Annotated in this window: 22 protein-coding genes; 4 read left to right on the top strand and 18 right to left on the bottom strand. The window is 42.8% G+C overall.

Annotated elements, in window-relative coordinates:
* The first annotated feature begins 64 nt into the window (after positions 1 to 64).
* A complete protein-coding gene (locus tag DW019_RS12705; RefSeq protein WP_022377665.1) occupies positions 65 to 325 on the top strand; it encodes an AbrB/MazE/SpoVT family DNA-binding domain-containing protein in 261 nt (86 codons plus the stop codon).
* A 292-nt stretch (positions 326 to 617) separates the two neighbouring features.
* On the opposite strand, the gene DW019_RS12700 is transcribed toward DW019_RS12705, so the two are convergent.
* The 9 genes from DW019_RS12700 to DW019_RS12655 form a co-directional block, all read right to left on the bottom strand.
* A complete protein-coding gene (locus tag DW019_RS12700) occupies positions 618 to 1,547 on the bottom strand; it encodes an acyl-CoA thioester hydrolase/BAAT C-terminal domain-containing protein (RefSeq protein WP_118443758.1) in 930 nt (309 codons plus the stop codon).
* Between the two features lie 117 nt (positions 1,548 to 1,664).
* Positions 1,665 to 2,213 (bottom strand): histidine phosphatase family protein, encoded by a 549-nt coding sequence (locus DW019_RS12695; protein WP_118443756.1) that lies wholly within the window; start codon positions 2,211 to 2,213, stop codon positions 1,665 to 1,667.
* An 816-nt stretch (positions 2,214 to 3,029) separates the two neighbouring features.
* Positions 3,030 to 3,893: a 16S rRNA (cytidine(1402)-2'-O)-methyltransferase gene (gene rsmI, locus DW019_RS12685; RefSeq protein ID WP_118443752.1), complete on the bottom strand. Its 864-nt coding sequence runs from the start codon at positions 3,891 to 3,893 to the stop codon at positions 3,030 to 3,032.
* Positions 3,886 to 4,641 (bottom strand): tRNA1(Val) (adenine(37)-N6)-methyltransferase, encoded by a 756-nt coding sequence (locus DW019_RS12680; protein WP_118443750.1) that lies wholly within the window; start codon positions 4,639 to 4,641, stop codon positions 3,886 to 3,888. The genes rsmI and DW019_RS12680 overlap by 8 nt, the downstream gene beginning before the upstream one ends.
* A complete protein-coding gene (locus DW019_RS12675; protein WP_118443748.1) occupies positions 4,634 to 5,545 on the bottom strand; it encodes a stage 0 sporulation family protein in 912 nt (303 codons plus the stop codon). Before DW019_RS12675 ends, DW019_RS12680 begins: the two co-directional genes overlap by 8 nt.
* Before the next feature lie 16 nt (positions 5,546 to 5,561).
* Complete coding sequence (gene holB / locus DW019_RS12670; RefSeq protein WP_022377675.1) at positions 5,562 to 6,545, bottom strand: DNA polymerase III subunit delta'; 984 nt, start codon at positions 6,543 to 6,545, stop codon at positions 5,562 to 5,564.
* An 18-nt stretch (positions 6,546 to 6,563) separates the two neighbouring features.
* On the bottom strand, positions 6,564 to 7,004 hold the full coding sequence (locus tag DW019_RS12665) for a YaaR family protein (protein WP_022377676.1): 441 nt from the start codon (positions 7,002 to 7,004) through the stop codon (positions 6,564 to 6,566).
* Positions 7,005 to 7,048: 44 nt separating this feature from the next.
* Positions 7,049 to 7,633, bottom strand: coding sequence for a guanylate kinase (locus tag DW019_RS12660; RefSeq protein ID WP_118443746.1), 585 nt, complete (start codon positions 7,631 to 7,633; stop codon positions 7,049 to 7,051).
* A 15-nt stretch (positions 7,634 to 7,648) separates the two neighbouring features.
* Positions 7,649 to 9,061, bottom strand: coding sequence for an aminotransferase class I/II-fold pyridoxal phosphate-dependent enzyme (locus DW019_RS12655; protein ID WP_182431137.1), 1,413 nt, complete (start codon positions 9,059 to 9,061; stop codon positions 7,649 to 7,651).
* 595 nt (positions 9,062 to 9,656) lie between these two features.
* Between DW019_RS12655 and DW019_RS12650 the strand changes: the two genes are divergently transcribed.
* Positions 9,657 to 10,475: a YhfC family glutamic-type intramembrane protease gene (locus DW019_RS12650; RefSeq protein WP_118443742.1), complete on the top strand. Its 819-nt coding sequence runs from the start codon at positions 9,657 to 9,659 to the stop codon at positions 10,473 to 10,475.
* Positions 10,476 to 10,719: 244 nt separating this feature from the next.
* On the opposite strand, the gene DW019_RS12645 is transcribed toward DW019_RS12650, so the two are convergent.
* Genes DW019_RS12645 through DW019_RS12635 form a run of 3 tightly spaced genes read right to left on the bottom strand, consistent with a single transcriptional unit; the run spans position 10,720 to position 15,067 of the window.
* Positions 10,720 to 12,108, bottom strand: coding sequence for an RsmB/NOP family class I SAM-dependent RNA methyltransferase (locus tag DW019_RS12645; protein ID WP_118443740.1), 1,389 nt, complete (start codon positions 12,106 to 12,108; stop codon positions 10,720 to 10,722).
* 22 nt (positions 12,109 to 12,130) lie between these two features.
* Positions 12,131 to 12,526, bottom strand: coding sequence for a cytidine deaminase (locus DW019_RS12640; RefSeq protein ID WP_118443738.1), 396 nt, complete (start codon positions 12,524 to 12,526; stop codon positions 12,131 to 12,133).
* Between the two features lie 15 nt (positions 12,527 to 12,541).
* Positions 12,542 to 15,067: a hypothetical protein gene (locus DW019_RS12635; RefSeq protein ID WP_118443737.1), complete on the bottom strand. Its 2,526-nt coding sequence runs from the start codon at positions 15,065 to 15,067 to the stop codon at positions 12,542 to 12,544.
* Between the two features lie 131 nt (positions 15,068 to 15,198).
* Here DW019_RS12635 and DW019_RS12630 point away from each other — a divergent pair, with 131 nt between their 5' ends.
* Positions 15,199 to 15,576 (top strand): hypothetical protein, encoded by a 378-nt coding sequence (locus tag DW019_RS12630; RefSeq protein WP_022377683.1) that lies wholly within the window; start codon positions 15,199 to 15,201, stop codon positions 15,574 to 15,576.
* On the opposite strand, the gene DW019_RS12625 is transcribed toward DW019_RS12630, so the two are convergent.
* From DW019_RS12625 to metG, 6 genes are all read right to left on the bottom strand, one after another.
* Positions 15,573 to 17,051 (bottom strand): bifunctional diguanylate cyclase/phosphodiesterase, encoded by a 1,479-nt coding sequence (locus tag DW019_RS12625; protein ID WP_118443735.1) that lies wholly within the window; start codon positions 17,049 to 17,051, stop codon positions 15,573 to 15,575. The two genes, DW019_RS12630 and DW019_RS12625, sit on opposite strands and share 4 nt — an antisense overlap.
* 80 nt (positions 17,052 to 17,131) lie before the next feature.
* On the bottom strand, positions 17,132 to 17,563 hold the full coding sequence (locus DW019_RS12620) for a protease complex subunit PrcB family protein (RefSeq protein ID WP_182431136.1): 432 nt from the start codon (positions 17,561 to 17,563) through the stop codon (positions 17,132 to 17,134).
* A gap of 76 nt (positions 17,564 to 17,639) precedes the next feature.
* Positions 17,640 to 18,542: a S1 RNA-binding domain-containing protein gene (locus tag DW019_RS12615; RefSeq protein ID WP_022377686.1), complete on the bottom strand. Its 903-nt coding sequence runs from the start codon at positions 18,540 to 18,542 to the stop codon at positions 17,640 to 17,642.
* Positions 18,535 to 19,422, bottom strand: a complete 888-nt coding sequence (gene rsmA, locus DW019_RS12610; RefSeq protein ID WP_118443732.1) for a 16S rRNA (adenine(1518)-N(6)/adenine(1519)-N(6))-dimethyltransferase RsmA — start codon at positions 19,420 to 19,422, stop codon at positions 18,535 to 18,537. Before rsmA ends, DW019_RS12615 begins: the two co-directional genes overlap by 8 nt.
* Before the next feature lie 13 nt (positions 19,423 to 19,435).
* Entirely contained in the window at positions 19,436 to 20,221 is a 786-nt protein-coding gene (locus DW019_RS12605; RefSeq protein WP_118443730.1) for a TatD family hydrolase, read from the bottom strand.
* Positions 20,222 to 20,482: 261 nt separating this feature from the next.
* Positions 20,483 to 22,474, bottom strand: a complete 1,992-nt coding sequence (metG, locus tag DW019_RS12600) for a methionine--tRNA ligase (protein WP_118443729.1) — start codon at positions 22,472 to 22,474, stop codon at positions 20,483 to 20,485.
* Positions 22,475 to 23,252: 778 nt separating this feature from the next.
* Between metG and DW019_RS12595 the strand changes: the two genes are divergently transcribed.
* The gene (locus DW019_RS12595; RefSeq protein WP_118443727.1) at positions 23,253 to 24,125 is read left to right on the top strand and encodes a deoxyribonuclease IV; all 873 of its coding nucleotides are present in this window, start codon (positions 23,253 to 23,255) and stop codon (positions 24,123 to 24,125) included.
* The last annotated feature ends 73 nt before the right edge of the window (positions 24,126 to 24,198 follow it).

Raw genomic sequence — 24,198 nt, 5'->3', positions numbered from 1 at the left:
GACAAAATGTCAAAAACGTACTATAGTTGAATACGTTAAAAAAAGTTTTCAAAGGAGTAAACCTATGATTGAAACAGGTATTGCAAGACAATTAGATGCAGTCGGACGTATTACTCTGCCAAAAGAACTTCGCAAGTCTTTAGGATTTAAAGACCGCGAATTATTGGAAATATATACTGAAGATGACAAAATTATTTTAAGAAAATGTGAAAGACAGAAACAGGATATCTTTACTGGTTCTGAAGAGGATTTGATTGAGTACAAAGGAAAATTAGTTTCCAAAGAATCAATCCGCGAATTATCAAAGCTTGCTGGTTTAATTTAATCATATATCCCTTTAGTGTTTGCCCGAAGTTTTCCCAGACTTCGGGCGTCTTTTTTTATGTATTATGTGATTTGGCTGCACCGTCGTATGATAAAAAAAGAAATGGAAACGCTGCGTTGACCTGTTTTATAAAAATTACAACAACGGTCAACCAAAATTCGGCTTCCATTTGACTTTTTTCTACTTTTTCTCTAATTAAGTCAACTTTTGTCTATAAAGTGGTTGACTGGATTTATGCTTTTGACAAATCAGGTCAACTAACTGCAAATATCTCCTGCAAAAGTTTCATAATCTACTCTTCCCGCCACTCTTTTAGGGCAGAAGAAAGTCTTCTGTCAATATCTTTTCGCGTTTTTTCACACTCATTTGGATATTCTTTTGCCGCTTTGAAAATAAATCGCATCACAAATTTAAGTCCCACCGGCAAAGCCTTGCGAAGCAAAGATCCCGGCAGTACAAAGTGAGTTCCGTGTTCATACACGAGCGGCACATACTCACAGGTATGCGGGCGCTCTTTTAACCGTTCATCCATACGGCGGATGTATTTTCCTGTCTCCCAGAAGGAATCATCCTCGGCTCCTACAAGAAACAGTCTGCCCTTTATATTCTCAACCGGAATCATTTCCTCTTCGGTATGTTCTCTTGCATTTTCAGAGTCAATAAACAGGCAGGTGCTGCGTTCAATATCACCGGAACCTTTTGTTTCTTCCTGAATTTTCTGCCAATATACCGGATGCTCATATATAAACGGCATATAGGCAAGAGGCTCTCCCTTCCAGGAAAGAGTGGACGCTCCCGGAATCGGCCATTCCTTGCATCCATCCTTTTCTCCCTGCTCAAATCCCTGCCATACAAAATCACTAGGCGTAAGAGCAAATGTCAGCGTAATATCTGAAAATAAAGAAGCTGCAACAAGAGCATCCATACCCGCTGTACTCATTCCCATAATTCCGATTTTTTGATTTCCATTATTTTTCAGCCACTGGATTGCCGTCTCAATACGTTCGAGTGGAAAATTTACATGGCTGTAATTTTTCTTTCCCGGCGACATACAAAGAACATTGACACCATTTTTATGAAGCCATTTTGCCCCGCACTTCGCCATATAATCATTGGGGTCATCTCCAAACAATCCAATAACCGCACAGTCTGAACCTTTGGGATTTACATAATAAGTTCCATAAAAACCATCTTTTTCGGTTTCAAAAAATAACTTTTTCATTGCTCTTCCTCCAGTATCTTATTCGAATGATAATCCCACTCTTTTCTGTCAGCTCAAAGTTAGCATAGACTAACCGCATTGTCAACTTTTAATTCCTTCTCCCCGGTTCCTCTCAATTTACAATTGTAAAATCTTACACTGTTCAAGCCCCGCACTCCAAAACTCCTCGATTGGCTTATTCTTAACCTGACATATAATACTGGAATTCATCGCGCCATGTCCCACAATAAGAACATCCTTTCCTTCCTGCAATTGAGGTTCTATTACTTCCTTCAGAAATGAACCTGTTCTCGCAAAAAGCTCTGCAAAGGTTTCCGCCCCACCGATTGATTCTATGTATTCCTGCGGTTTGTGAAAGATAAGGTTAATTGGACAATCCGGAATTTTAAAACTATTTTCAATTCCCTCATAATCACCAAAGCTCATCTCTACCAGCCGTTCATCTGTTATAATTGGAATTCCCCTGTTTTTCAGCACAATCTGCGCCGTCTCCACTGCCCGAATCAGCGGAGAACAGTAACATACATCGATATTCAACGACTTATATTCCTCGTGTGCTTTGGATGCCATTAATCTTCCTTCTTCATTTAATGGGATATCCGTTCTTCCCTGAAGTTTGTGCAATGCATTCCAATCGGTTTTTCCGTGGCGCATAATGTATAACATGTTGTGAGTCCTCCTAAATAATCTTTACTTGATGCCATATTTTTCACACCTCTCTTTGAGCATAACTATACCACACTTGCGTCCGGGCAACAATGAAAGTTTCCGTTTTCAAAATAATTCCCATTGACTTTTTGTTTTTCATGGTGCACATTCGATTAGATTTCTAATTATGGAGGTTATTATGAAAAAAAAACACCTCACTACCTTTTGATGTCCGAACACCTGATGTTTCAAAAAGCTCTTGTATCAAGTGTCAAAGATACCGGATTAACACCCAGCCAGCCCAAAATACCGGATTATCTGCTCCACCATGACGGAGTAATTCACTGCAGACATTTTACTAAAACTGACTGGGGCAATGCCAAAAATTATGACTTATGCATCAAATCCGATATTTGGGGATGAGCGAGACGGCTCAGATTATTGCTGACCTGTTTCAGAAGAAGATGAAATTTTAGTTGATAACCCTCCTCCGCTGATGTTAGAAGAATTAAAGCCGTGATGGGAAAATAGATTTCTTACATAATAACTATCATGTTGACTTGATTTAGAAAAACTTCTCCCACGGTCAACAAAATTTTACTCTTTCGTTGACTTATATTTGTTTTTTTCTAAATTGAGTCAACTTTTGAAATGTATTTGTTGGCCTTAATTCACATAATTGCAAATACGGTCATTCGTTTAAGACTATTTGGTTGACCTATTTAACACAAAATGGAATTTCAGTCACCTTATGTCTATAAAATGGTTGACCGGATTTGCAATTTTTCAAAACCCGGTCAACTTATGGCAACCTCACCCAGTAAATTTCGCCCCCTACTCATCTTCGAGTAATTTCGCATATATCTCCCGTTTGGATACGCCTCGGTCTTTCGCCACTGCCTTCATCGCTTCCTTGCGGCTAAGCCCTTTATCTTCATAGATTTTCATATGTTTGGGCAGCGGCATTTCCTGCCACTTCTCCTGTTTGGCGCGGTTCATATCTTCTGCACTTTTCCCTTCCAGTACAAGCACAAACTCACCTTTTGGCTCGTTCGCTTCATAATACGCCACAGCCTCACCTAAAGTAAAATGAAGCACCGTCTCATGTTTTTTGGTCAGTTCCTTGCAGATGGCAATCCGGTGGTTTTCACCTAGAATCTCACAAAATAATGCTAGTGTCTTTTTGAGTCGATGCGGCGCTTCATAAAAAATCGTTGTGCAGGTCGTCCTTTCAAGACGGTCTAACACTTCTTTTCTTTCCTTTTTATCCACCGACAGAAATCCTTCAAAAGTAAACCGGCGGGCTGGCATACCCGACAAGGTCAGCGCTGTAATTACCGCTGCCGGCCCAGGAAGAGATGTAACCGGGATTCCCGCTTCATAGCACGCCCTAACCAAATCCTCACCAGGGTCTGAAATTGCCGGCGTACCGGCATCCGTAACAAGCGCAATCGTCTCACCTTTCAACATGCGCTGTACTAAAACCGGCGTCTTTTCATATTTATTATGCTCATGGTAGCTGACAAGCGGGGTCTTGATTTCATAATGATTTAAAAGCTTGATGCTTTGTCTGGTATCTTCAGCCGCCACCACATCGGCTTCCTTTAAAATGCGGAGAACACGAAGTGTAACATCCTCCAGATTGCCAATCGGCGTAGCACACAAATATAACATTCCCGTTTTATCTTCTCTAATCATAATACATCCGCCTCACTTCCTCTGTGTATTGATTCGTATCTTCGTATACAATTAACGGTTTTTCAACTGTCAATTGACGATTTCCTCCTCGAACTCCCTCTATTAAAACCATATTTGGTTCTTTATCAACATACGGATAAACCAGTCTCATCCGTTTTGGCTCCAATTTGTACTGCACCATACAGGAAATAATTTCCGCTAAGCGAAACGGTCTGTGTACCAGATAAAAACGCCCGCCGGGACGCAAAAGCTTCGCCGCGGCTTTTACCACGTCTTCAAATGTGCAGAAAAGTTCATGTCTGGCAATCGCCTTGTGTGACGCCTCGCTGACACGACCATTGGATTGATTCAAATACGGCGGATTACTCGTAACAACGTCAAAGGAAGCAGCTTCAAAAATTGAAGTGGCTTCCCTGATATCACCCTGCACAATATGCACTTTATCTTCTTTTTCGTTATACGCCACACTGCGTTTCGCCATTTCGGCAATATCTTTTTGCAGTTCCAGCCCGGTAAAGGAGCTTCCCTTGGTACGTCCGGAAAGCAGTAGCGGAATAATGCCGTTTCCACAGCCAAGGTCCAAACATTTTTCCCCTTCCTTTACCTTTGCGTATGCGGATAAAAGGACAGCATCCATGCCAAAGCAGAACCACTTCGGATTCTGAATAATGTACATTCCATCCCGCTGCAAATCATCCAGCCGCTCGCCATCGCAAAGAAAATCCTTTGGGTCTTTTTGATTACTCATTCAGCTTCGATTTTCCTTCCTTTTTCTCCATTGCCTCTAACTTCTTCAACTCTTTATCATGTTTATCTTTAATTCTGTTTTTCGACTTGTTCGGACGAAATTTCAACTCATCCACACGGTACTCACGCACCTCTTTCTCGCCGTCATCCAAAAAAACAATAACCTTCACAAGTTGCTTTAAGACACTTACGCTCTGTACTTCCGCATCCAAACCTTCCGCCGTTTTCACACGACTTCCAATGTGTGGCAGACGACTGTTTAATTCCTCATAAGCCTCTTCCTCATTTTTCAAGCAACACATCAGACGTCCGCAGACACCGGATATTTTCGTCGGATTCAGAGAAAGGTTCTGTTCCTTTGCCATTTTAATCGAAACCGGCGCAAACTCGGATAAATAACTGTGACAGCACAAAGTTCTTCCGCAGATTCCAATTCCACCGCAGATTTTTGTTTCATCACGCACACCAATCTGTCTAAGTTCAATTCGAGTGCGGAATACGCTTGCCAAATCTTTTACCAGCTCGCGGAAATCAATTCGTCCATCCGCTGTAAAATAAAACAATAATTTATTGTTATCAAATGTATACTCAGCCGCAATCAACTTCATTTCCAATCTGTGTTTTGCTATTTTTTCAATACAGATTTTATATGCATCTTTTTCTTTTTCACGATTCTTTAACTCGATATCTTCATCTTTCGGCGTTGCCACACGAATAATCTTTTTCAACGGTGCCACAATTTTCTCCTCTGCCATCTCACGGTTTGGCACAACAACCGTTCCGTATTCAACTCCTTTTGCCGTCTCAACAATTACGTGCTCCCCGCGCTCAATCTGTTCATCGCCCGGATCAAAAAAATATACTTTTCCCGCTTGTCGAAAACTAACACCAATAATAATCTTCATAATAACCTCCGTATCTCTATTTCAAAGTAAGAAGCATAAGTTCCATCGTAATATCAAAATTTACATTTGCGCGCAGACGGACTTTTGCCTTTTCAAACGCCTGCAATATTTCCTCAATTTTCTCATAACTGCGGTGGCTTGCCTCACGGGAAATGTAAGACGCCTCATCCTGGAACAATAACTGGTTAATGTCCTTTGTCGCCTTAAACAAAAGCACATCCCGGTACCATAGCACCATTAAATCAATATAATCACGCACTTCATCCTTGCGTGTTCCCAAATCTTTAATTACCGCTAACATCTCAGACAAATCCATCTGCTCCACATGCCGCAGCAGAGAAATAATATGGTCTTTTCTCTCAATGAAATCTTCCGATTTGGCATACCGCATCGCTTTCCCCAGATTTCCCTGTGCAAATGCCGCACTCGCTCTCGCCTGATAATCCGGCACCTGACAATGTTCTTTGACATACGATTCCACAACGGCAGTGCTGAGCGGACGAAACTCCATCGTAAGACAGCGCGACTGAATCGTCGGCAGCAACGCAGAAATGTTACTTGTCATCAAAATGACAATACCATATTCCGGCGGTTCCTCAATTGTTTTTAACAGCGCATTCTGTGCCGCCTCTGTCATTTTTTCCGCCTCCGGCACGAGGTAAATTTTATACGGACTCGAAAACGGCTTAATATCCATCGTATTGCAAAGCTGCTCGCGGATTTCATCCACGCCAAGGCTCGCCTTCTCTCTTGTTACCCAGATAACATCCGGCTGATTTCCGGACTCCATCTGGCGGCAGGATACACATTCCTTGCACGGTTTATCTGCCGACTCACTCTGACACTGCAAACCAGCGGCAAACGTCCTCGCCAGCGCTTCTTTACCAACACCTTCCTCGCCTTGGAACAAATATGCGTGAAACGGTTTCTTATCACGAATCGCTGCCTGCATATGTTCCTTTATCTGTTCATGACCTACAATCTCTGAAAATGAAAACATCGTTTCTCCCTTCTTTTATCACGTAATAATATCCAGTAATAACCCTCTGATTTCATCGACTTTACTCAAAATCGCAAGGGTATCTTTTTCTTCTTTAATCAACTCTCCCGCCAGTTCATCCAACACCACATTCACACGCTTAATCATGCCATACACACGGTGTCTGCCCCGGCGGTCCAAGAAATTTTCACGGCTGAATTTATGCGAACGATTTACTATCTCATTCATAAATTCCTGAATGAGGCGGCGGTAATGCTTCATATCCCGGACATCCATATGCTTGCCAAGCTTTTCTCCCTGCATCGTAATTTCCTGCATCATAACCGATAACCGCTCGGAAAGACCGGCTTCTTCAATCGAACTCATCAGTGTAAATTTAAAATCTTCTCCACTTTGCTGCGCCTGCTGCGTCTGTGTCGTCGCATTTACCTGCTGCATGTTGTCCACTCGAATATCCAAAATATCACCTCTTTCTCGATTTATAATACCACGTTTCACATGATTTATCTACCACTTTTTATCCGCAGAACAATCTCTCTCAGTGCATTTTCAACGGAATCATTTACGATTTTGTCCGTAATTTTTAAGCGCTTGAGATTTTCTTCGGAAAAATCTTTTTCATCTGCCAAAAAGCGGCGGCATACCTCGGAAACGCATGGATTTTTCTGCTCTTTTTCCCTTTTCAGCGAGCGCTCAATCCGGGTCATGTCATCCACCTCGATATAAAGCGGAACAACCTTATCGGCACCATAAAACCGGGAAATTTTCTCAAAACCTTCCAGCGTCGAAATTAGCACAAAATCGCCTTTGTCCCAGTCAATCTGTCCATCTTCCGCCGTGAAATAATACCACGGTCCATGGACGGTCTGATAACACCTTGATTCCACAATCCGGTTCTCTTTTTCCATTCTGCGCATTTTATCTTCGGAGACAAAATAATACGCTCCACCATCCGTTTCGCCCTCCCGTATCGGTCTGGTCGTATAGGGAATCACTGCATGAATCTCCGGGTAACGCGCCAACAGTTCCCCGTAAAGCGTATCTTTTCCCGATGCACTTTTCCCCATAAATACAAACAATCTGCCCATGGTAGAATCCTCTCTTTACCTTTTCTTTTCTTCTTTCACAACCTGCACGGTCTGTCCGCCTGCATCCGCAAATCCAAACAAATGAAGTCCTGCTTTTTTTGCATTTTCTATCTTATCTAAAACCGTTTTTGTAATCTTTTCTCCCGGCACTAAAAACGGAATTCCCGGTGGATACACCATCCCATATTCCGCCGAAACAAATCCCTCTGCCTCATTCACAGACTTTGTCTCCTCCAGTGCATTTACCGCCTGCACCGGCAGCATTTCCACTTCCGGGCAGGTTAAAACCGACTCGCTATAATTTGTTTTTTTCTCTTTGGAAAAAGAAATTTTTTGCAGTCTTTCATCAATTTTAGTAAGGGCATCCATAAGACGGACAAAACCATCCCTCGAATCCGCGAGGCTTGTCATCGCAAGAATATACCCTGCAGCCGCCATTTCCACTTCAATTTGAAATTCTTCCCGCAGCCATTTTGCTGCCTCTGTGCCAGAACATTTTTCCCCGGTCAGAACAACAAGTTTTGATGGTTCCTTTCTTGGATTTTCCCAAAGACGTAATTCCTTCCATTTTTCTGCATGCTCACGAAACCAAATAAGGTTCGTAAAATAAGCCTCAAACCAAGTATCGGCATATTTCCGCATCCACTGCATACACTGGCTGATACTGCCCATCAGCACATAAGAAGGGCTGCTCGTCTCAAAGATTTCCAAATAATGTTCCACGCGCTCTGCCATAATACGGTCACTCGCCCGGTGCAAAACCGCCGTCTGGGTCAATGCCGGCAACGTCTTGTGCAGACTCTCAATCACAAGATCCGCCCCCTGCTCCATCGCAGTCTCCGGAAATTTGTCACTCCATGCAAAATGTGCACCATGCGCCTCATCCACTACAAGCAGCGAATTTTCCTCATGGACAATCTCTGCAATCGCCCGAATATTTGACACAACGCCCTCATACGTCGGCGAGGTCAATACGACACAGGCAGGTTTCGTATCTGCTATGACACGCTTCACTTCCTCCGAAGAAATCCCAAGGCAGATTCCCGTCTCTTTATCTACTTCCGGATATACATAAACCGGCTTCAACGACAAAAGTTCCACGGCATGGTACACCGAACGGTGGCAGTTTCTGGCAATCACAATCGTATCGCCCGGATGACAGCAGGCAGAAATCGCTGCTAAGATGCCACACGTGCTGCCATTTACCAAAAGATAAGAATCTTTCGTTCCATACTTTTGTTTCATCTGCTCCATCTCCCAAAGGATTTCCCCCTCCGGCTGATGAAGATTATCTGTGCCATCAATTTCTGTCACATCAAATGCATAGGGATTTGCCATCGTGAAAAGACCTGCCCGCTTGTGCCCGGGCATATGCATCGGATATCGGTTTTCTTTTGCCGTCCACACGAGTCTTTCATAAAGATTCATCGTAAATCCCTCCTGCCATGAATATTCCTCTTTTATTTTACAATAGAATGGAGACATTGGCAAGGTGGTAGGGCTCGTGTCAAGTATTCGTTGGCACTTTTTTGTTTTCCGTAATTCCGGAGAAAAGCTTTGCGTCTCGTGGGCACTCTCGCTCGTTGAGTGCGTAGCGGTATGGGCACTGAAACTACCAGTGCCACATACCGACGTACTCAAACCCACGAGTCACAAAGTTTTTCTCCGGAATTACTGGAATCCAAAGGAACTGACAGCGAACATTTGACACGAGCCCCCACCATCTTGCCAGCGAATGACTCTGCGCAAATGGGTGTGCGGTTTCGATGCATCTCTTTTTGCTGGTAAGCGTCAAGTGCTCGTATCTTTTTAGTTTCCGGTAAATGAATTAAGAAAAGATTTGTGAAGAGTGGATACAAACTTTTCTTAATTCATTTACCGGAAACTAAAAAAACACCAACGAACACTTGACGCACCATCTCATTATTAGTTACAATGTACTACAGTCGCAGCTATTCATGACTAATATGCAGTGCAAACCATCTTGAATAGCAACATAACCACCAAAGAAAGTGAGATTATTATGAATCAGATTGTTTTTTCAGCGGGATTTGTTCAGGCAAATATTTTTTGTTCACTGCTTTGCATCCTGCTGCCGATTTTATTTGTATGGTATCAGAAACGAAAAAAAGGCGTAAGACCAGGAGCATTTTTTATTGGGGCTGCATTTTGCCTGCTCTTTTCCTACGTTGCCGCTACAATTGTTAATGTTTTGATTTTTTCAATTCCGGGGCTTTTATCCTTTTTCAGTGCAAAAAACCATCCGGTCTACTCGGCACTGTTCGGAGCTTTCTCCCTTGGTATTCTTTCAACCATCGGAGCATTTATCGGATTGAAGTATGCAATGAAAAAACGTCCGGGCAAGGAAAATGCGCTGATTTTCGGAGTTGGTATGGGCGGTTTTGAAAGCATCTTAAATGGTGCTACCGTTTACATCACAAACATTATTGCAGCATTACTGATTAACTCCATCGGCTCAACGGAATATTTCAAAAAACTGGCATTAAAAGGAGAGGAACTCGCTCAGACCCAGAAGTTATTTACCGAACAGGCAGCAACGCCTTCTTCTTCCTTTTTTATGGATGCTACTTACGTGATTCTTTCGCTTGTATTGTATGCTGCCATTGCCATCCTTGTTGAATATGCCATTTCAACCGGAGAAAAACAGTGGACGGTTATTGCTATTGTTCTCCACGTTGCAGGATATGTACCGATTTACTTGCGAAACATTGACATCTATAAAAGTTCGATGACGCTGTTTGTCATCGCAACCGTGTTTACATTTGCTATTGCCCTGTTTGCCTATCAAATCTATCACCGAACGGAAAACGGTAAAAAATAAGTTGACAGAAATCCTGATAAGGTGTATTATGACATTGTAATCAAAGGCGATTCACATTTTGTGGGTCGCTTTTTATTTTTTCCTACGTTTTTTGTTAAACGTGCAATGCACCAAAGACGGCGCGACCGAAGCGCCGCGCCTAAATTTGCCCTAATCATTGGCTCTGCCAATGATCGCCTATATATAGTTTAGTTCTCTATTCCCCAGAAAAGGACCGCTTATGTGGTCCTTTTCGCTTGCTCTTTTATACCATGCGCCATCCGCTGTGGTATTTATTTTTTAAATTATGCTTATTCTTTTTGCCCCAGCCAAGCGGATAATCTTCTACACACACAAGCTGCCAGCCATCCTTTGCAGCAGCTTCCTCATCCGTCAACACCAGTGTTTCGCCCTTTAAATAGCGAACCACCCGCTCATCGTTTACAGACAAACGCAGACAATTCTTATAGTCCTTCGCCCGCAGTGCCATCGCTAACGACTGACTCGGCTCAAACCTCTTTTTCTTCATCTCACCGACAAATAGCCCGCTGCGCAAAAAACGAAGTCCACGCATCTTCGGAAGTTCCTTTGGCATATAGTAAACCATTCCGTTTTTGCTTTCCATACGCTCAGGCAGAAACGTCCGGTTCAGATTCTCACCAAACGCCTCCCACAATTCCTTTTCCTCTCCCCGCAGACCGCTTCTTGTCTGCTCACAGGACACAACCGGCTCATCCGCCGTCTCCTTTTTTCGAAACAGTGCCAGAAAATGCCCCTCGCCATCGACACGGTGCGGAAAAATGCGGACACAGTTTCGTATAGATTCCTCTGTACTACCGATCAATTCTGGTTTTCCAGACGCAAATCCCTCATAACTCTCCATCGGGAGAATCTCCATATCCGGGTTCATAGAAAGTATTTTTTGCACCGTCCCCTCATCTTCCAACGGTGAAAATGTACAGGTAGAATACAAAAGCATGCCGCCCGGTTTTAGCATCGGAAGCGCCTGTTTCAAAATATCTTCCTGTAACGTGGCATAAAATTCAGGACCATTCTGCTCCCATGCCTTTACCATAGACGGCTCCTTGCGGAACATTCCCTCGCCTGAACACGGCGCATCAATCAAAATTTTATCGAAAAAACCGGTAAAATACTCTGCCAGTTTCTTTGGATATTCTGTCACAATAAAGCTATTTTCCACGCCAAACAATTCAATGTTTTTCAACAATGCTTTTGCGCGCTTGCTGCTGATATCGTTGGCAATCAAAAGCCCGGTGCCATGAAGTTTTGCTGCTAACTCCGTCGCTTTTCCGCCCGGTGCCGCACACAAATCAAGTACCACATCATTTTCCTCAATCGGCAGACGCGAAGCCGGCGTCATCGCACTTGGATCCTGCAAATAATATAATCCCGCAAAATAATACGGATGTTTCGCTGGCTGTTCTTTCTCCCCATCATAATAAAAACCGTTTTTAACATACGGAATTGGTGTTAATTCAAACGGAGAAATTTTCAAAAAATCCTCTACAGAAATCTTCGCTGTATTTACACGGAGCCCAAATTTTCTTGTACCTTCCATGGATTTCAGATAATCCTCGTACTCATCCCCCAAAATTCGTTTCATCTCATCACAAAATGCAACCGGTAATTCCATCTTTTTTCTCTCCTCCAGCCTTTTATAAGGAAAAACTGCTTGGCAAAAGTTCGGAAAGCCTCTTACTGCTATAATCTTCTTCGCTCTTTGCCATTACAATTTCAAAATCATCTGCCTTGCAAAACTCCGACATCACCTGCAGACAGACACCACACGGTGCCGGTGCTGTCATTTCTCCCTTTTTTCCGCCAACAATCGCAATTTTTACAAAATCCCTTTTCCCTTCACTGACTGCTTTGAAAAAAGCCGTTCTCTCCGCACAGTTTGTCGGTGTAAATGCCGCATTTTCAATGTTACAGCCGGTATAAACCGTGCCGTCTTTACACAGAAGTGCCGCCCCCACCATAAAACCGGAATACGGTGCATATGCATTTTCACGCGCAGATAACGCCTGCGAAATCAATTCCTTTGTCTCCATAGTTTCTCCTTTATCTTACGATTCACTCATGTAGCTAATAAAATAATTGCCGGCATCCTTGAAAATCTTCTCATACGAACTTCTGCTTACCGTCTGTGTTTTGCCGGACTGCGGATTGTACAAAATCAATTTGGAAGCCGTATAACCACCGATTACCACACCGGTTTTATTGCTAGTCATCGCAATCACTGGTTTACTGCCGCTGACAAAGTACAAAACTTCCTCCAGCGTACATCCCTTCAGACTCATCGGCCGCTGCAAATAATGTGAAAGCGTATTATACGCATTTTCGCCCTTTTTGACCAGTCCCTTTGCCGCCACATCATAATGGTTCGCTTTCAAAAGCATATGAACACACGCATCCAGATTTGACACACCATTTCCCTGCTTCGTCATTTCCAAACCACCAATTGTATTCTGGATGAAGGCTCCGCTTCTCTCCCAGACAACCTGATGATTACTTGAAACAACGACACCCATTTTGGCGTCCGCCTCTCGAATCGCTTTTGCCGCACTTTCGTAGGAAGAAACAATTTGTCCCCCGGCAAATACATAATATTTTGTAAGTTTCGGCTGCTCCAGACGCACATAACGTTCACTCGTAGTCAATGTGGACAGCGGTTCATCCCATGTCGGTTTCGCTTTCATTTCAAACGAAATCGGGAACTGGATGTACCACTCGGTCAAAGACTTTGTGGTTACACGCGATACATAACTAAACTTTGGCTCATCCTTGCTGGAATTGTTCAAAATTGTGTCTTCGCCGCTCATCACGTAATGACTTCCCTGTCTTTTACAAAGCGTCATATTAATTACATTTCCGTTACAATTAATCTTCTGAATATACTGATTTTTTACACTGTATTTACGACGCACTTCACCTTTTGTATTGGCAATATAAAGTTCATAGCATGGCGTTACTTTTGTTCCGTCCGCCATCGTTCCAACATCGGACTTGTGCATGTAACCATACACCATATTATCTTCAATTACGCCAAGCAGTTTAATATAACTATTTTTATCCGGCTGATAAATCACATTCTTTTCATCATTTTCCAAATTGTAAATCGTAATGTTTTCGCCATAGCCTTTAGTAAGAGAGGATGACCACGTGTAACAATTTGCACGTTCCATCGTCATAAAGGTATTCTCTTTTACGTTCTCGGCTATTTTCTCCAGCCGCTTCGCCGTCATGTTATAGGCATACACCGTATTTGCCACAGTGAAATAGTAGATTCCCCGGCTGCTCACATAGCCATAATCGGCAAAATCCTCTTTCAACTGCTGATACGTCGTATTAATCGGCATATATACCATCTCTTCGAGCGTTCCGTCCGCCGTGTACTCATAAAGTACAACCGCCACATCGCCCTCATAGCTGCCACGTGCAAAATAACCGTACGCGCAAAAATACAAATTATCTTTATCGTCGACTTTTAACAGGCGGATTCCCTGCTCGTTGTAAGCACGGTAAGCATAAGAAGCCTTCTCGCTGAACGAAGCGTAAATCTTTTTCACCTGATTCGTCTTCATGTCATACCGGTAAACAAAGCCATCTCTGGAAAAATACAACTTATCTTCTTTTTTATTGGAAAGCATCTTTCCATTATTCTGCTCCGTAATTCCCAACTTTAACTGACTGGATTTGCTGCTTGCCGTCGATACGTCAAACACCGCTTCCATCGACCGTGAAAAATTCAGCAGGTAATCCCTTCCGGAAGCATAACGCACGCGGTAAAATTCTTTGATATGATACGTTTCCCTTCCGGAAGCCGTTGTTGCCTGCACAAAATAATTATACTGAATGCAGGCCGTTTCCATATTATATTCTTTAATCGTAACAAATTCATCCGATATAATTTTCGGTGACATCTCTGCCCACGTTACCAGACTGGCATCCGAGGTGATGTCAACATAGGCAAGTGTCGAGTTCCGGTTCTTGCCATCCGGCTCCAGATAACGGCTGATTTCTTCCGATTTGTTTTTTGAAAATGTATTGTTATGAAATTTTTGGGCAAATGCCAGTTTTTTTGCCAAATTACTCTCATCCAGATAATACTTTAATCGTGTATAATAATGAATTGTTTTTCCCTTGTCCGATGTCGTTTTCAAATCCAAAATATACTCCGTACTTGTCTTGAATCCATAGTCAAACGTCAAATCTACCCTGCGCTGATTCTGTCCAATCGCATTCACGCTTCCGGTTTTATATACTTCTCCGCTCTCCTTATCCACAATGCTGTAGGTGACATTAACAAGACGGCTCTTTGCTTTACTGATTAACAAAGAAATCTGTCTGTTCTGGTTAATCGGCGTAATCGATTCACGCACCACATTTGCTTCGAGTGGCGCACTATACCCATATAAAACATTCACCGTCTGCCCCTGCGTCTGCAGCTGAAGATACGGATATGTCTCATCCGTAATCGCTTCCGTCACGCCCTTTTCTTCCATATCCGTTTCCATATTTCTTCCAAATAAAAACAGTGCACCCGCAAAAATGAATACAAGAGCGACTGCCTGATATATATATTTAACCATAATATCTCTCCATTCCTACAATATGATGTTACTACCTTATACAGTGTAACGGCTTTCGCAAAAAAGTGCAAGGCATACACACAAATTTTTAGCACACATATATTAGTTAATAAACCATCGGAGGAAAACGCATGAGTCATTTTGATAACCAAACCCCCTATGTTCCTACCTATCCACCTGCTTTAGGCAGTCAGAAGCTGATGGAACTGGAAGCTGACAACTCGTACCTTAAATATTTATACCCGAAAATCACAAGACAAATCAGCGAATTTGTGGAAGAAGAATGTGACAAAATGGAATACGAGGGAAGTCTGATGTTTGACGTATTTCCTGACAAAATTGCCTTACAGCTTATGGCTGCCGGAATTGCCGGTGAATTTACAAAAAAATACCCCGATTCCTATCCGGAGGAAGGAAGACTTCTCCGCGATATGATCGAGGTCGTTTTATATCATGAAATTATGTACCGTAGAAACCGCTATCGAAATCACAAACGATTATATCTTTAGTCCGCTGCTTCTGTACCAAACGCTAACTGCTCAAATTCCGGTACAGGCATTGGCTTTGCAAACACATATCCCTGAATTAAGTCACAGTGCATTTCTTTCAAAAACTCCACTTGCTTTCTCTCTTCGACTCCTTCGGATATGGTGTGAAGATCCAGTGCTTGTGCCAGTTTGATTACGCTCTGGATAATATCCTTTCCACGCTCATCGTTATCACCGCTCTCAAAGAATACACGGTCTAACTTCAGCGCATCTACTTTAACATCCTTTAACATATTTAAGGAAGAGTAACCGCTTCCAAAATCATCAATCGAACACGATAATCCTGCATGATGAATCTGGGATACCAGTACACTGAGTGACTTCATATCATTATAAAACAGAGACTCCGTCAACTCAATCTCAATACTTCTTGGCGGAATATCGTATTTCTTTAACACATATTTATAATAATCAAAGAAGTTCGGAATTTCAAAATGACTTCTTGATAAGTTTACAGAAATCGGTATAATTTTGCGTCCCGCTTTATGCCACCGCTCAATCAACTTGCAAACCTCTTCGAACATATACAAATCAAGTTCTACAATAAATCCATTGGATTCAAACAAATCAATAAACTCATCCGGATAAATCATACCCTCTTCCGGGTCAATCCATCGAACCAATGCTTCCGCACCGGCAATCGACTCACCTTCCAATTCGTATTTCGGCTGAAGATACGGTACGAAGTCACCTTGTTCAAGTGCCTTGTGCATCTTCATCTCCAACGCTTTATCACGTCCAAGTTTCTGGCTTTCTTTCACATCGTAGATTCCCATCGGAACAAGATGTGATGGTGAAATCTTCTTACGCGCCAGATTGGCATGTTCAAGCATAGCACTAATATCATTTTCATCGTCTTTTACAATGTAAACACCAAAATAAAGAATAATTCCGTAACAATTTCCATTATCATCCGTAAGTTCAGACAACTGCTTGCTTATCCGATACAATCGCTGGTCAAGCTTCGGAAGTGAATGAAACCGCATCAAAACCCCAAAGTTATCTGCCATAATTCGACCGGACACTTCATCCCAGCGGAGCTCATCATCAATAATCTCGTGAATTCTGCACAAAATCCGGTCTCCGACATCATTGCCATAAGTTTCATTAATCAGCTTAAAACGGTCGATGTTCGCGTACACGACAACATAATTTCCATCCCCGCGAAGCAAATCTCTGGCAATCCGCTCGAATTCCTTTTTATTCTTTCCGCCGGTAACATCATCCCGTCCATACTTCTTATACAACAACTGGTATTTAATAACAAGCATGATAATAACGAAAAGCGCCACACCGCAGAGTACCAATACTTTGTACATCGTAGATGGCATCCTGTCCAGAGAAAAATACGCAAAAACAAAGAGCGCAATCGCAGTGATTACATCCCAGATTAACATCATACTGATGTTTTTCAAACGTGAGATAATCTGTTTCACTGTGCATGCCCCCTTCTTTATCGAATGTGTAATAATTATACCTTAATTTTGACAAAAAGACAACCTTTCAATTGGAAAAATTATGACCAAAATTCAATTTCTTTCTCCAATTTTTTCATTTTTATGACAAGATACGGCATACTCTTTTTCTGACTTACCTCCTGACCTTTCTCCGGTCCTAATAGATTCGTCTCAAATACCACCCCGTCGCCTTTTTCATAGAGACCAAGAACACGCACCGAAAAACCGTTGGTTTCCTGCTCTCCGTAGCCAACCGCCAGATAGCAGTACTCGCCATCTTCATAAGTCATTTGAAACGGATTGATTTTCTTTTTATTGATTTCAGCTAAAAAATCAGCCGGACACTCCTCTGTCGGAACTACCGTATAATCCAAATCCTTTCCTCTTTTGCCCTCTTTTTCCGTGCCACATCCACTAAACAGGCACATTCCAAAAGAAAAAAGAACTACCATTGTAAGCAGCCGCCTGACCCGGCATCTCTTATTCCTCACCGCACACACTCCATTTCTAAGCATATTCCGCTTTTGATTGTTAGTATAATGTATGTGCCGCGGTGATTTTTATGCGCTAATCTTCGAAATGAATCCCTGCCAAAAGAGAAGCTAAAGAAGTCGTTGCCTCCTCATCATGGTACTCAATGGATTCAGCCTCTTCCACTTCCGGTGCAATATCCTCTGCCTCTTTCATGCTCAGGCGAATTTTTCCGTCCGTCACATCGAGGACTTTTACCTTCACCGTCTGTCCGAGTTTCACAACTTCATTTGGCGAATGTAAAAATTTATTGCAAATCTGAGAAATATGAACAAGCCCGGATAAGCCATCCCCGATTGTCACAAAGCATCCATATGGCTCAATGCGCTCAATTACGCCTTCTGTCACGAACCCTTTTTGCAGAGCATTTAATTTTTTCTCCTGCTCTTTTGCTGCTTTTTCCTTTTCCACATCTTTTGCGGAAAGAACCAGTTTATTTGCCTCGCGGTCTGCTGTAATGACAATAACCGAAAGTGTCTTTCCAACATATTCTTCCACATCTTCTACATACTCAAGTGCCAGTTTCGACGCCGGAATAAATCCTCTCAGTCCCTCGCAGTAGGCAACAACACCGGCATTCACGCTGTTATTTACTTTTACCGTAAACACCGTTCTCTCTTCCAGTGCCTTCTCTACCTGTTCCCATGCCTCTTCTCTTTTTGCCTCGCGCAAGGACAGAAGGACACGGCCCTGTCCATCATCCGGCGAAAGCACAACAGCCGTCAGCATTTCTCCGGTGCGAATCTCATCCATCGCATGGAAATTCGGATCATCACTATATTCACCGGAAGGAATTACTCCCTGTGAAAAACTGCGTAAATCCAAAAGGACTTCCTCTTCTTCAACACTTACCACCTCTCCGGTCACCGTATCGCCTTCGCGGAACGATCGAAAAGATGCATTAATTTGGTCTTCGTAATCTGCCATTGTTTCACTCATCGGTATTACCTCCCTGTTGAATCTTTTTTAATTCATCTGCTAATGCAGCAAATTGCGCTAAACTAAGTTTTTCCCCACGAATCGTCGGACTTAACTCCATTGCTTCCAGTGCACTTTTGATTTCCTCTTTGGAAAAGGAGAGTTCCGGACTGTTCGCCAGTCCATTCTGTAAAGTTTTCCGGCGCTGGTTAAAAGACGCCCGAATCAGACGGAACATCAACTTTTCATCGGATACCTCAATTGGCACCCGGTTTAAGCAGTCAAGTCTTATTACCGCACTTCCAACATTAGGCCGCGGCATAAAACAGTTTGGCGGAACATTCGCCGCCAAATACGGTTTTGCGTAATACTGCACGGCAAGCGACAATGCACCATATTCTTTTGTGCCCGGCTCTGCCTGCATACGTTCAGCCACTTCTTTCTGCACCATAACGGTAATGTTCGCAAGTGGCACGTGGCTCTCCAAAAGCCCCATAATAATCGGAGTTGTAATGTAATAAGGCAGGTTTGCAACTACCTTGATTGGTTTTTTGTCGTTATATTTTTCCGCAATTTCATGAATATCCTGCTTTAAAATATCCCCATGAAGAATTTCTACATTATCATAAGGTGAAAGTGTCTCCTGTAAAATCGGAATGAGGTTGTTGTCAATTTCTACTGCTAATACCTGTCTTGCCGCCTCGCACAAATACTGTGTCATCGTTCCGATTCCCGGTCCGATTTCCAGTACAAAATCATCTTTTGTGACTTCTGCCGCCTCGATAATTTTATCTAACACATGCGGGTCAATCAAAAAATTTTGTCCGAATTTTTTTTGAAAATGAAAATCATGTTTTTGTAAAACCTGTATGGTTTCCTGTGGGTTTCCCAGTTTTGCCACGCGTTTTCTCCTTTTATTTATTCTGTGTCAGCCGGTATAACCGGTGGGCATTTTCCGTTGTTGCCTGCTTTACTTCTTCTTCCGTAATGCCCTTAATTTCTGCTAATTTCTGTGCCACATAAATAAGCTGCGACGAATCGTTTCGCTTTCCTCTGTTTGGCTCCGGCGCCATATACGGGCAGTCTGTTTCCAGCACAATAGAAGACAGCGGAATCCGCTCGGCGCATCTTACTAATTTTTTTGCATTTTTAAATGTCAGGACTCCTCCCATGCCAATAAAGAATCCCATTTTCACATATTCTTCCGCCATTTCCGGCGAATACGAATAACAGTGAATGACGCCGCCGCACTCATAGGCTTTTGTTTCCTGAATGATTTGCATGGTCGGCTCTGCCGCATCACGGCTGTGCACAATAATCGGAAGTTTTACTTCCTTTGCAAGTTCAATCTGTCTGCGAAACCACTGCTTCTGAAGTGCCGGTTCCGGCTCCGGCCAATGGTAATCCAGCCCGATTTCTCCGATGGCTGCCACTTTTTCATGTGCTGCATGACTAGAAATCCACGCCATGTCATCTTCCGTCAGCCCTTCCACTTCACTCGGATGCACCCCCAGTGCTGCATAGACAAATTCATACTGCTTTGCCAGTTCAAGTGCCATTTTACTGGATGGCATATCTGCGCCCACATCCACGACTTTACCAATTCCCTTTGCCAAAAGTCCGCCAAGGATTTCGTCGCGGTCGCTGTCAAAAGCTTTGTCGTCATAATGGCTGTGGGTGTCGAAAATATAACTGCTCATAGTTCTCTCCTCTCGCCGTGCCGCACCTCGGAATGCTCCGCATTCCTCACTGCAGGGCTTTCGCCCTTCTCTCGCCGTGCCGCACCTCGGAATGCTCCGCATTCCTCACTGCAGGGCTTTCGCCCTTCTCTCGCCGTGCCGCACCTCGGAATGCTCCGCATTCCTCACTGCAGGGCTTTCGCCCTATACTAGAAAGAAACGATTTTCTCTTTTGTGCAAGCACAAGAGAAATCGTTTCTTTCTAGTGCACGGCTCAATGCTTTAGCATATCTCTGCTCCTGCCGGCATTTTTTTCTCGGGAGTCATGAGGGAGAGGTTGCCTTCTGCGTCTTCTGCGCAGAGAAGCATTCCTTCCGATAATACTCCTGCAAGTTTCGCCGGTTTTAAGTTGACAAGTACCATTACTTTTTTGCCAACCATTTCTTCCGGTGAATAATATTTCTTAATTCCTGATACAATCTGTTTGACTTCACTGCCAATTTTCACCTGGCTGCAAAGTAATTTTTTCGATTTCGGCACTTCCTCACAGGCAATAATCTCGCCCACCTGGAACTGCATTTTCATAAAGTCATCAAATGTGATTTCCGGTTTCGCTTCGATGTCAATTCCTTCTTCCTCGCCGGCATCTTCTTCACCGGACTCAGCCTTTGCTTCTGCCATCTGTTTCTGTTTAATCTCTTCTGCCTTTGCCAAAACTTCTTTCGGATCGAGACGCATAAACAAAATTTCAGGTGAATCCGTTACTTTTGTTCCGGATTCATACTGACCAAACGTATCCATTTCTTCATAGCCACGTTTTTTCGCATTTAACTGTGCGAGAATTTTCTCTGTCGTCTCCGGCATAAATGGCTCTAACAGACTGGCACCAATTACGATACTCTCAACTAAGTTGTAAAGGACGGTAGAAAGACGGTCTTTCTTTGCCTCGTCTTTACCAAGTACCCATGGCTCCGTCTCATCAATATATTTGTTACAGCGTTTGAACAGACGGAACACTTCCGTAATCGCATCCGCCACACGCAGTTTATCCATTTTTTCTTCAACTGCTTTTGGTACTGACAAAACAGTCTCTTTCAAATCGTCATCAACTGCTTCTGTCACATTTTTATTTTCCAAAACGCCGCCAAGATATTTGTTCGTCATGGAAATGGTACGATTTACAAGGTTGCCAAGAACATTCGCAAGGTCAGAGTTCATACGCTCTACCATGAGCTCCCAGCTCACAACACCATCATTTTCAAATGGCATTTCGTGCAAAACAAAATAACGTACGGCATCCACGCCAAAAATATCTACCAAATCATCAGCATAAATAACATTTCCCTTGCTCTTACTCATCTTGCCGTCACCCTGCAAAAGCCACGGATGTCCAAATACCTGTTTCGGCAGTGGAAGGTCAAGCGCCATCAGCATAATCGGCCAGTAAATCGTGTGGAAACGAAGAATATCTTTTCCAATCAGATGCAAATCTGCCGGCCAGTATTTTTCATATAAATTCTCGCCATCCACAAGCGTGTGATTTCCATCCAAATCAAAACCTGTACCGGTCACATAGTTGCTTAACGCATCAATCCACACATAAATTACATGTGCCGGGTCAAAGTCAACCGGGATTCCCCATTTGAAACTTGTACGGGAAACACACAAATCCTGTAAGCCCGGTTTCAAAAAGTTATTTACCATCTCGTTTTTACGAGACTCCGGCTGAATAAACTCCGGATGAGTCTCGATGTGCTTCATCAAGCGGTCCTGATATTTACTTAATTTAAGGAAATAAGCTTCTTCTTTTGCCGGCTGGCACTCTCTGCCACAGTCCGGACATTTGCCATCCACTAGCTGGGATGGTGTAAAGAAAGATTCGCAAGGCGTACAGTACATACCCTCATAAAATCCCTTGTAAATATCTCCTTTATCATAAAGCTTTTTGAAAATCTTCTGAACCTGCTTTTCATGAGCCTCATCAGTTGTACGGATGAAGCGGTCATAAGACGTATTCATCAAATCCCAAATTCTTTTTATCTCTGTCGAAACACCATCTACAAATTCTTTTGGTGTAATTCCTGCTTCCTGTGCTTTTAACTCAATTTTCTGTCCATGCTCATCGGTTCCTGTCTGAAAACGAACATCATACCCCTGAAAACGTTTGTAGCGGACAATGGCATCTGCCAAAACGATTTCGTAAGTATTACCAATATGCGGCTTGCCCGATGTATAAGCAATCGCCGTTGTCAAATAATATGGTTTCTTACTCATTTTTTGATATTCCTCCAATTCTTAAGTCAAGTGGCAAATGAAGCCACTTTCTTAGTTTCTTATTTTAGGCAAAATAGGATGATATGTCAAGCATGGATGTGGCAGGGGAGTCAAGTGTTCGTTGGCATTTTTTGTCTTCCAATAATTCCGTAGGAAAGCTTTGCGTCTCGTGGGCACTCCCGTTCATTGAGTACGTAGCGGTATGGGCACTGAAACTACCAGTGGTCTACGCTCCGCTTCGGTCGTTGCAGAACAGAAGTCCACTGGACTTCTTGCAACACATACCGACGCACTCAAAACCCACTCGTCACAAAGTTTTCCTACGGAATTATTGGAAGGCAAAGGAACTAGTAACGAACATTTATGACAGCCCCATCATCCCAAACTAAGTTTTTCTTTATTATCTTATAACTGCATTCAGAAAACATTTCATAATGTATTTGTAAAACAATGAACGATTGAGTCACAAAAGTTCTAGCTTGTGGCAAATGTTCACCGCCAGTTTCTTTGAATTCCAGTAATTCAAGAGAAAAATTTTGTAGCTCGCGGGTTTGGAGCGCGTCAGCAAGAGGTACTGGTAGTTTCAGTGCCCTTGCTGCTACGCAGCTCCATTAGCGAAAGCGCCCACGAGACACAAACTTATTCTTGAATTATTAGTAATTTGAAAAAGTAATTACCAACTAACACAAACCATTTATCTATTGTTTACACATCAACCCCAAACGTGTATACTAAGAACATCACAAACACGCCCCAGCGTGCCAAAGGAGGATTTCTTATGTTATTACTCGGCTCTCACGTGGGAATGAGCGGCAAAGATATGCTTGTGAATTCCGTAAAAGAGGCACTTTCTTATGATGCCAATACTTTTATGGTATACACCGGTGCTCCCCAGAATACGAGACGTAAAGATATTTCGGAATTATGCATTCCACAGGCAAGAAAATTGATGGAAGAACATAACATGGCAAACTTTATTGTTCATGCACCTTACATTATTAATCTTGCCAACACGGTAAAACCGGAGACCTATGAACTGGCGGCCACTTTTCTGGCAAAAGAGATTGAACGCACAGCGGCTATGGGTGCAACCGTTTTAGTTTTACATCCGGGTGCACATGTTGGTGCCGGAGCAGAAGCCGGTATTGCACAAATCTGCAAAGGACTTAATGAAGTTTTAAACGAAGATACTCCCGTGTTTATCGCACTGGAAACAATGGCTGGAAAAGGCACAGAAATCGGACGCAGTTTTGAAGAACTGAAGGCTATTTATAACGGCTGCAATCATCCGGATAAACTTCGCGTCTGCTTTGACACCTGCCATGTAAATGATGCCGGCTACGATTTAGTGAACGACTACGAAAATGTTATGAAGGAATTTGATAAAATAATTGGTCTTGACCAGATTGCTGCTTTCCATATTAACGACAGTAAAAATCCGCTCGGTGCAGCAAAAGACCGCCACGAGAATTTTGGAAAAGGTTATTTAGGAAGCGACGCTCTGATGCAGGTTATTCGAGATTCGCGCTTTGAAACGATTCCGAAAATTCTGGAGACTCCGTATATCAAAGACCCGGAAAATCCAAAGAAATCAACACCACCTTATAAAGAAGAAATTGCCTGGATTAAAAAGCAATTGATGGAAGGATAAAAAAAGAGGGGCTGTCTCAGTTTGATATGCTCCCTTCTAGGTAGACAAGTGAAATAATTAAACTTGTTACTTA

Origin of the sequence: Clostridium sp. AF37-5 (genome assembly GCF_003477605.1) — a bacterium.
Taxonomy (GTDB): Bacteria; Bacillota; Clostridia; order Lachnospirales; family Lachnospiraceae; genus Eubacterium_F.
Note: the sequence above shows the minus strand (reverse complement) of the source record. Positions and strands in the feature narration are given on the sequence as shown.

Coding starts and splice junctions, on each gene's coding strand:
- DW019_RS12705 (WP_022377665.1), top strand. CDS start 65: ATGATTGAAACAGGTATTGCAAGACAATTAGATGCAGTCGGACGTATT.
- DW019_RS12700 (WP_118443758.1), bottom strand. CDS start 1,547: ATGAAAAAGTTATTTTTTGAAACCGAAAAAGATGGTTTTTATGGAACT.
- DW019_RS12695 (WP_118443756.1), bottom strand. CDS start 2,213: ATGTTATACATTATGCGCCACGGAAAAACCGATTGGAATGCATTGCAC.
- rsmI (WP_118443752.1), bottom strand. CDS start 3,893: ATGATTAGAGAAGATAAAACGGGAATGTTATATTTGTGTGCTACGCCG.
- DW019_RS12680 (WP_118443750.1), bottom strand. CDS start 4,641: ATGAGTAATCAAAAAGACCCAAAGGATTTTCTTTGCGATGGCGAGCGG.
- DW019_RS12675 (WP_118443748.1), bottom strand. CDS start 5,545: ATGAAGATTATTATTGGTGTTAGTTTTCGACAAGCGGGAAAAGTATAT.
- holB (WP_022377675.1), bottom strand. CDS start 6,545: ATGTTTTCATTTTCAGAGATTGTAGGTCATGAACAGATAAAGGAACAT.
- DW019_RS12660 (WP_118443746.1), bottom strand. CDS start 7,633: ATGGGCAGATTGTTTGTATTTATGGGGAAAAGTGCATCGGGAAAAGAT.
- DW019_RS12655 (WP_182431137.1), bottom strand. CDS start 9,061: ATGAATCTTTATGAAAGACTCGTGTGGACGGCAAAAGAAAACCGATAT.
- DW019_RS12650 (WP_118443742.1), top strand. CDS start 9,657: ATGAATCAGATTGTTTTTTCAGCGGGATTTGTTCAGGCAAATATTTTT.
- DW019_RS12645 (WP_118443740.1), bottom strand. CDS start 12,108: ATGGAATTACCGGTTGCATTTTGTGATGAGATGAAACGAATTTTGGGG.
- DW019_RS12640 (WP_118443738.1), bottom strand. CDS start 12,526: ATGGAGACAAAGGAATTGATTTCGCAGGCGTTATCTGCGCGTGAAAAT.
- DW019_RS12635 (WP_118443737.1), bottom strand. CDS start 15,067: ATGGTTAAATATATATATCAGGCAGTCGCTCTTGTATTCATTTTTGCG.
- DW019_RS12630 (WP_022377683.1), top strand. CDS start 15,199: ATGAGTCATTTTGATAACCAAACCCCCTATGTTCCTACCTATCCACCT.
- DW019_RS12615 (WP_022377686.1), bottom strand. CDS start 18,542: ATGAGTGAAACAATGGCAGATTACGAAGACCAAATTAATGCATCTTTT.
- DW019_RS12605 (WP_118443730.1), bottom strand. CDS start 20,221: ATGAGCAGTTATATTTTCGACACCCACAGCCATTATGACGACAAAGCT.
- metG (WP_118443729.1), bottom strand. CDS start 22,474: ATGAGTAAGAAACCATATTATTTGACAACGGCGATTGCTTATACATCG.
- DW019_RS12595 (WP_118443727.1), top strand. CDS start 23,253: ATGTTATTACTCGGCTCTCACGTGGGAATGAGCGGCAAAGATATGCTT.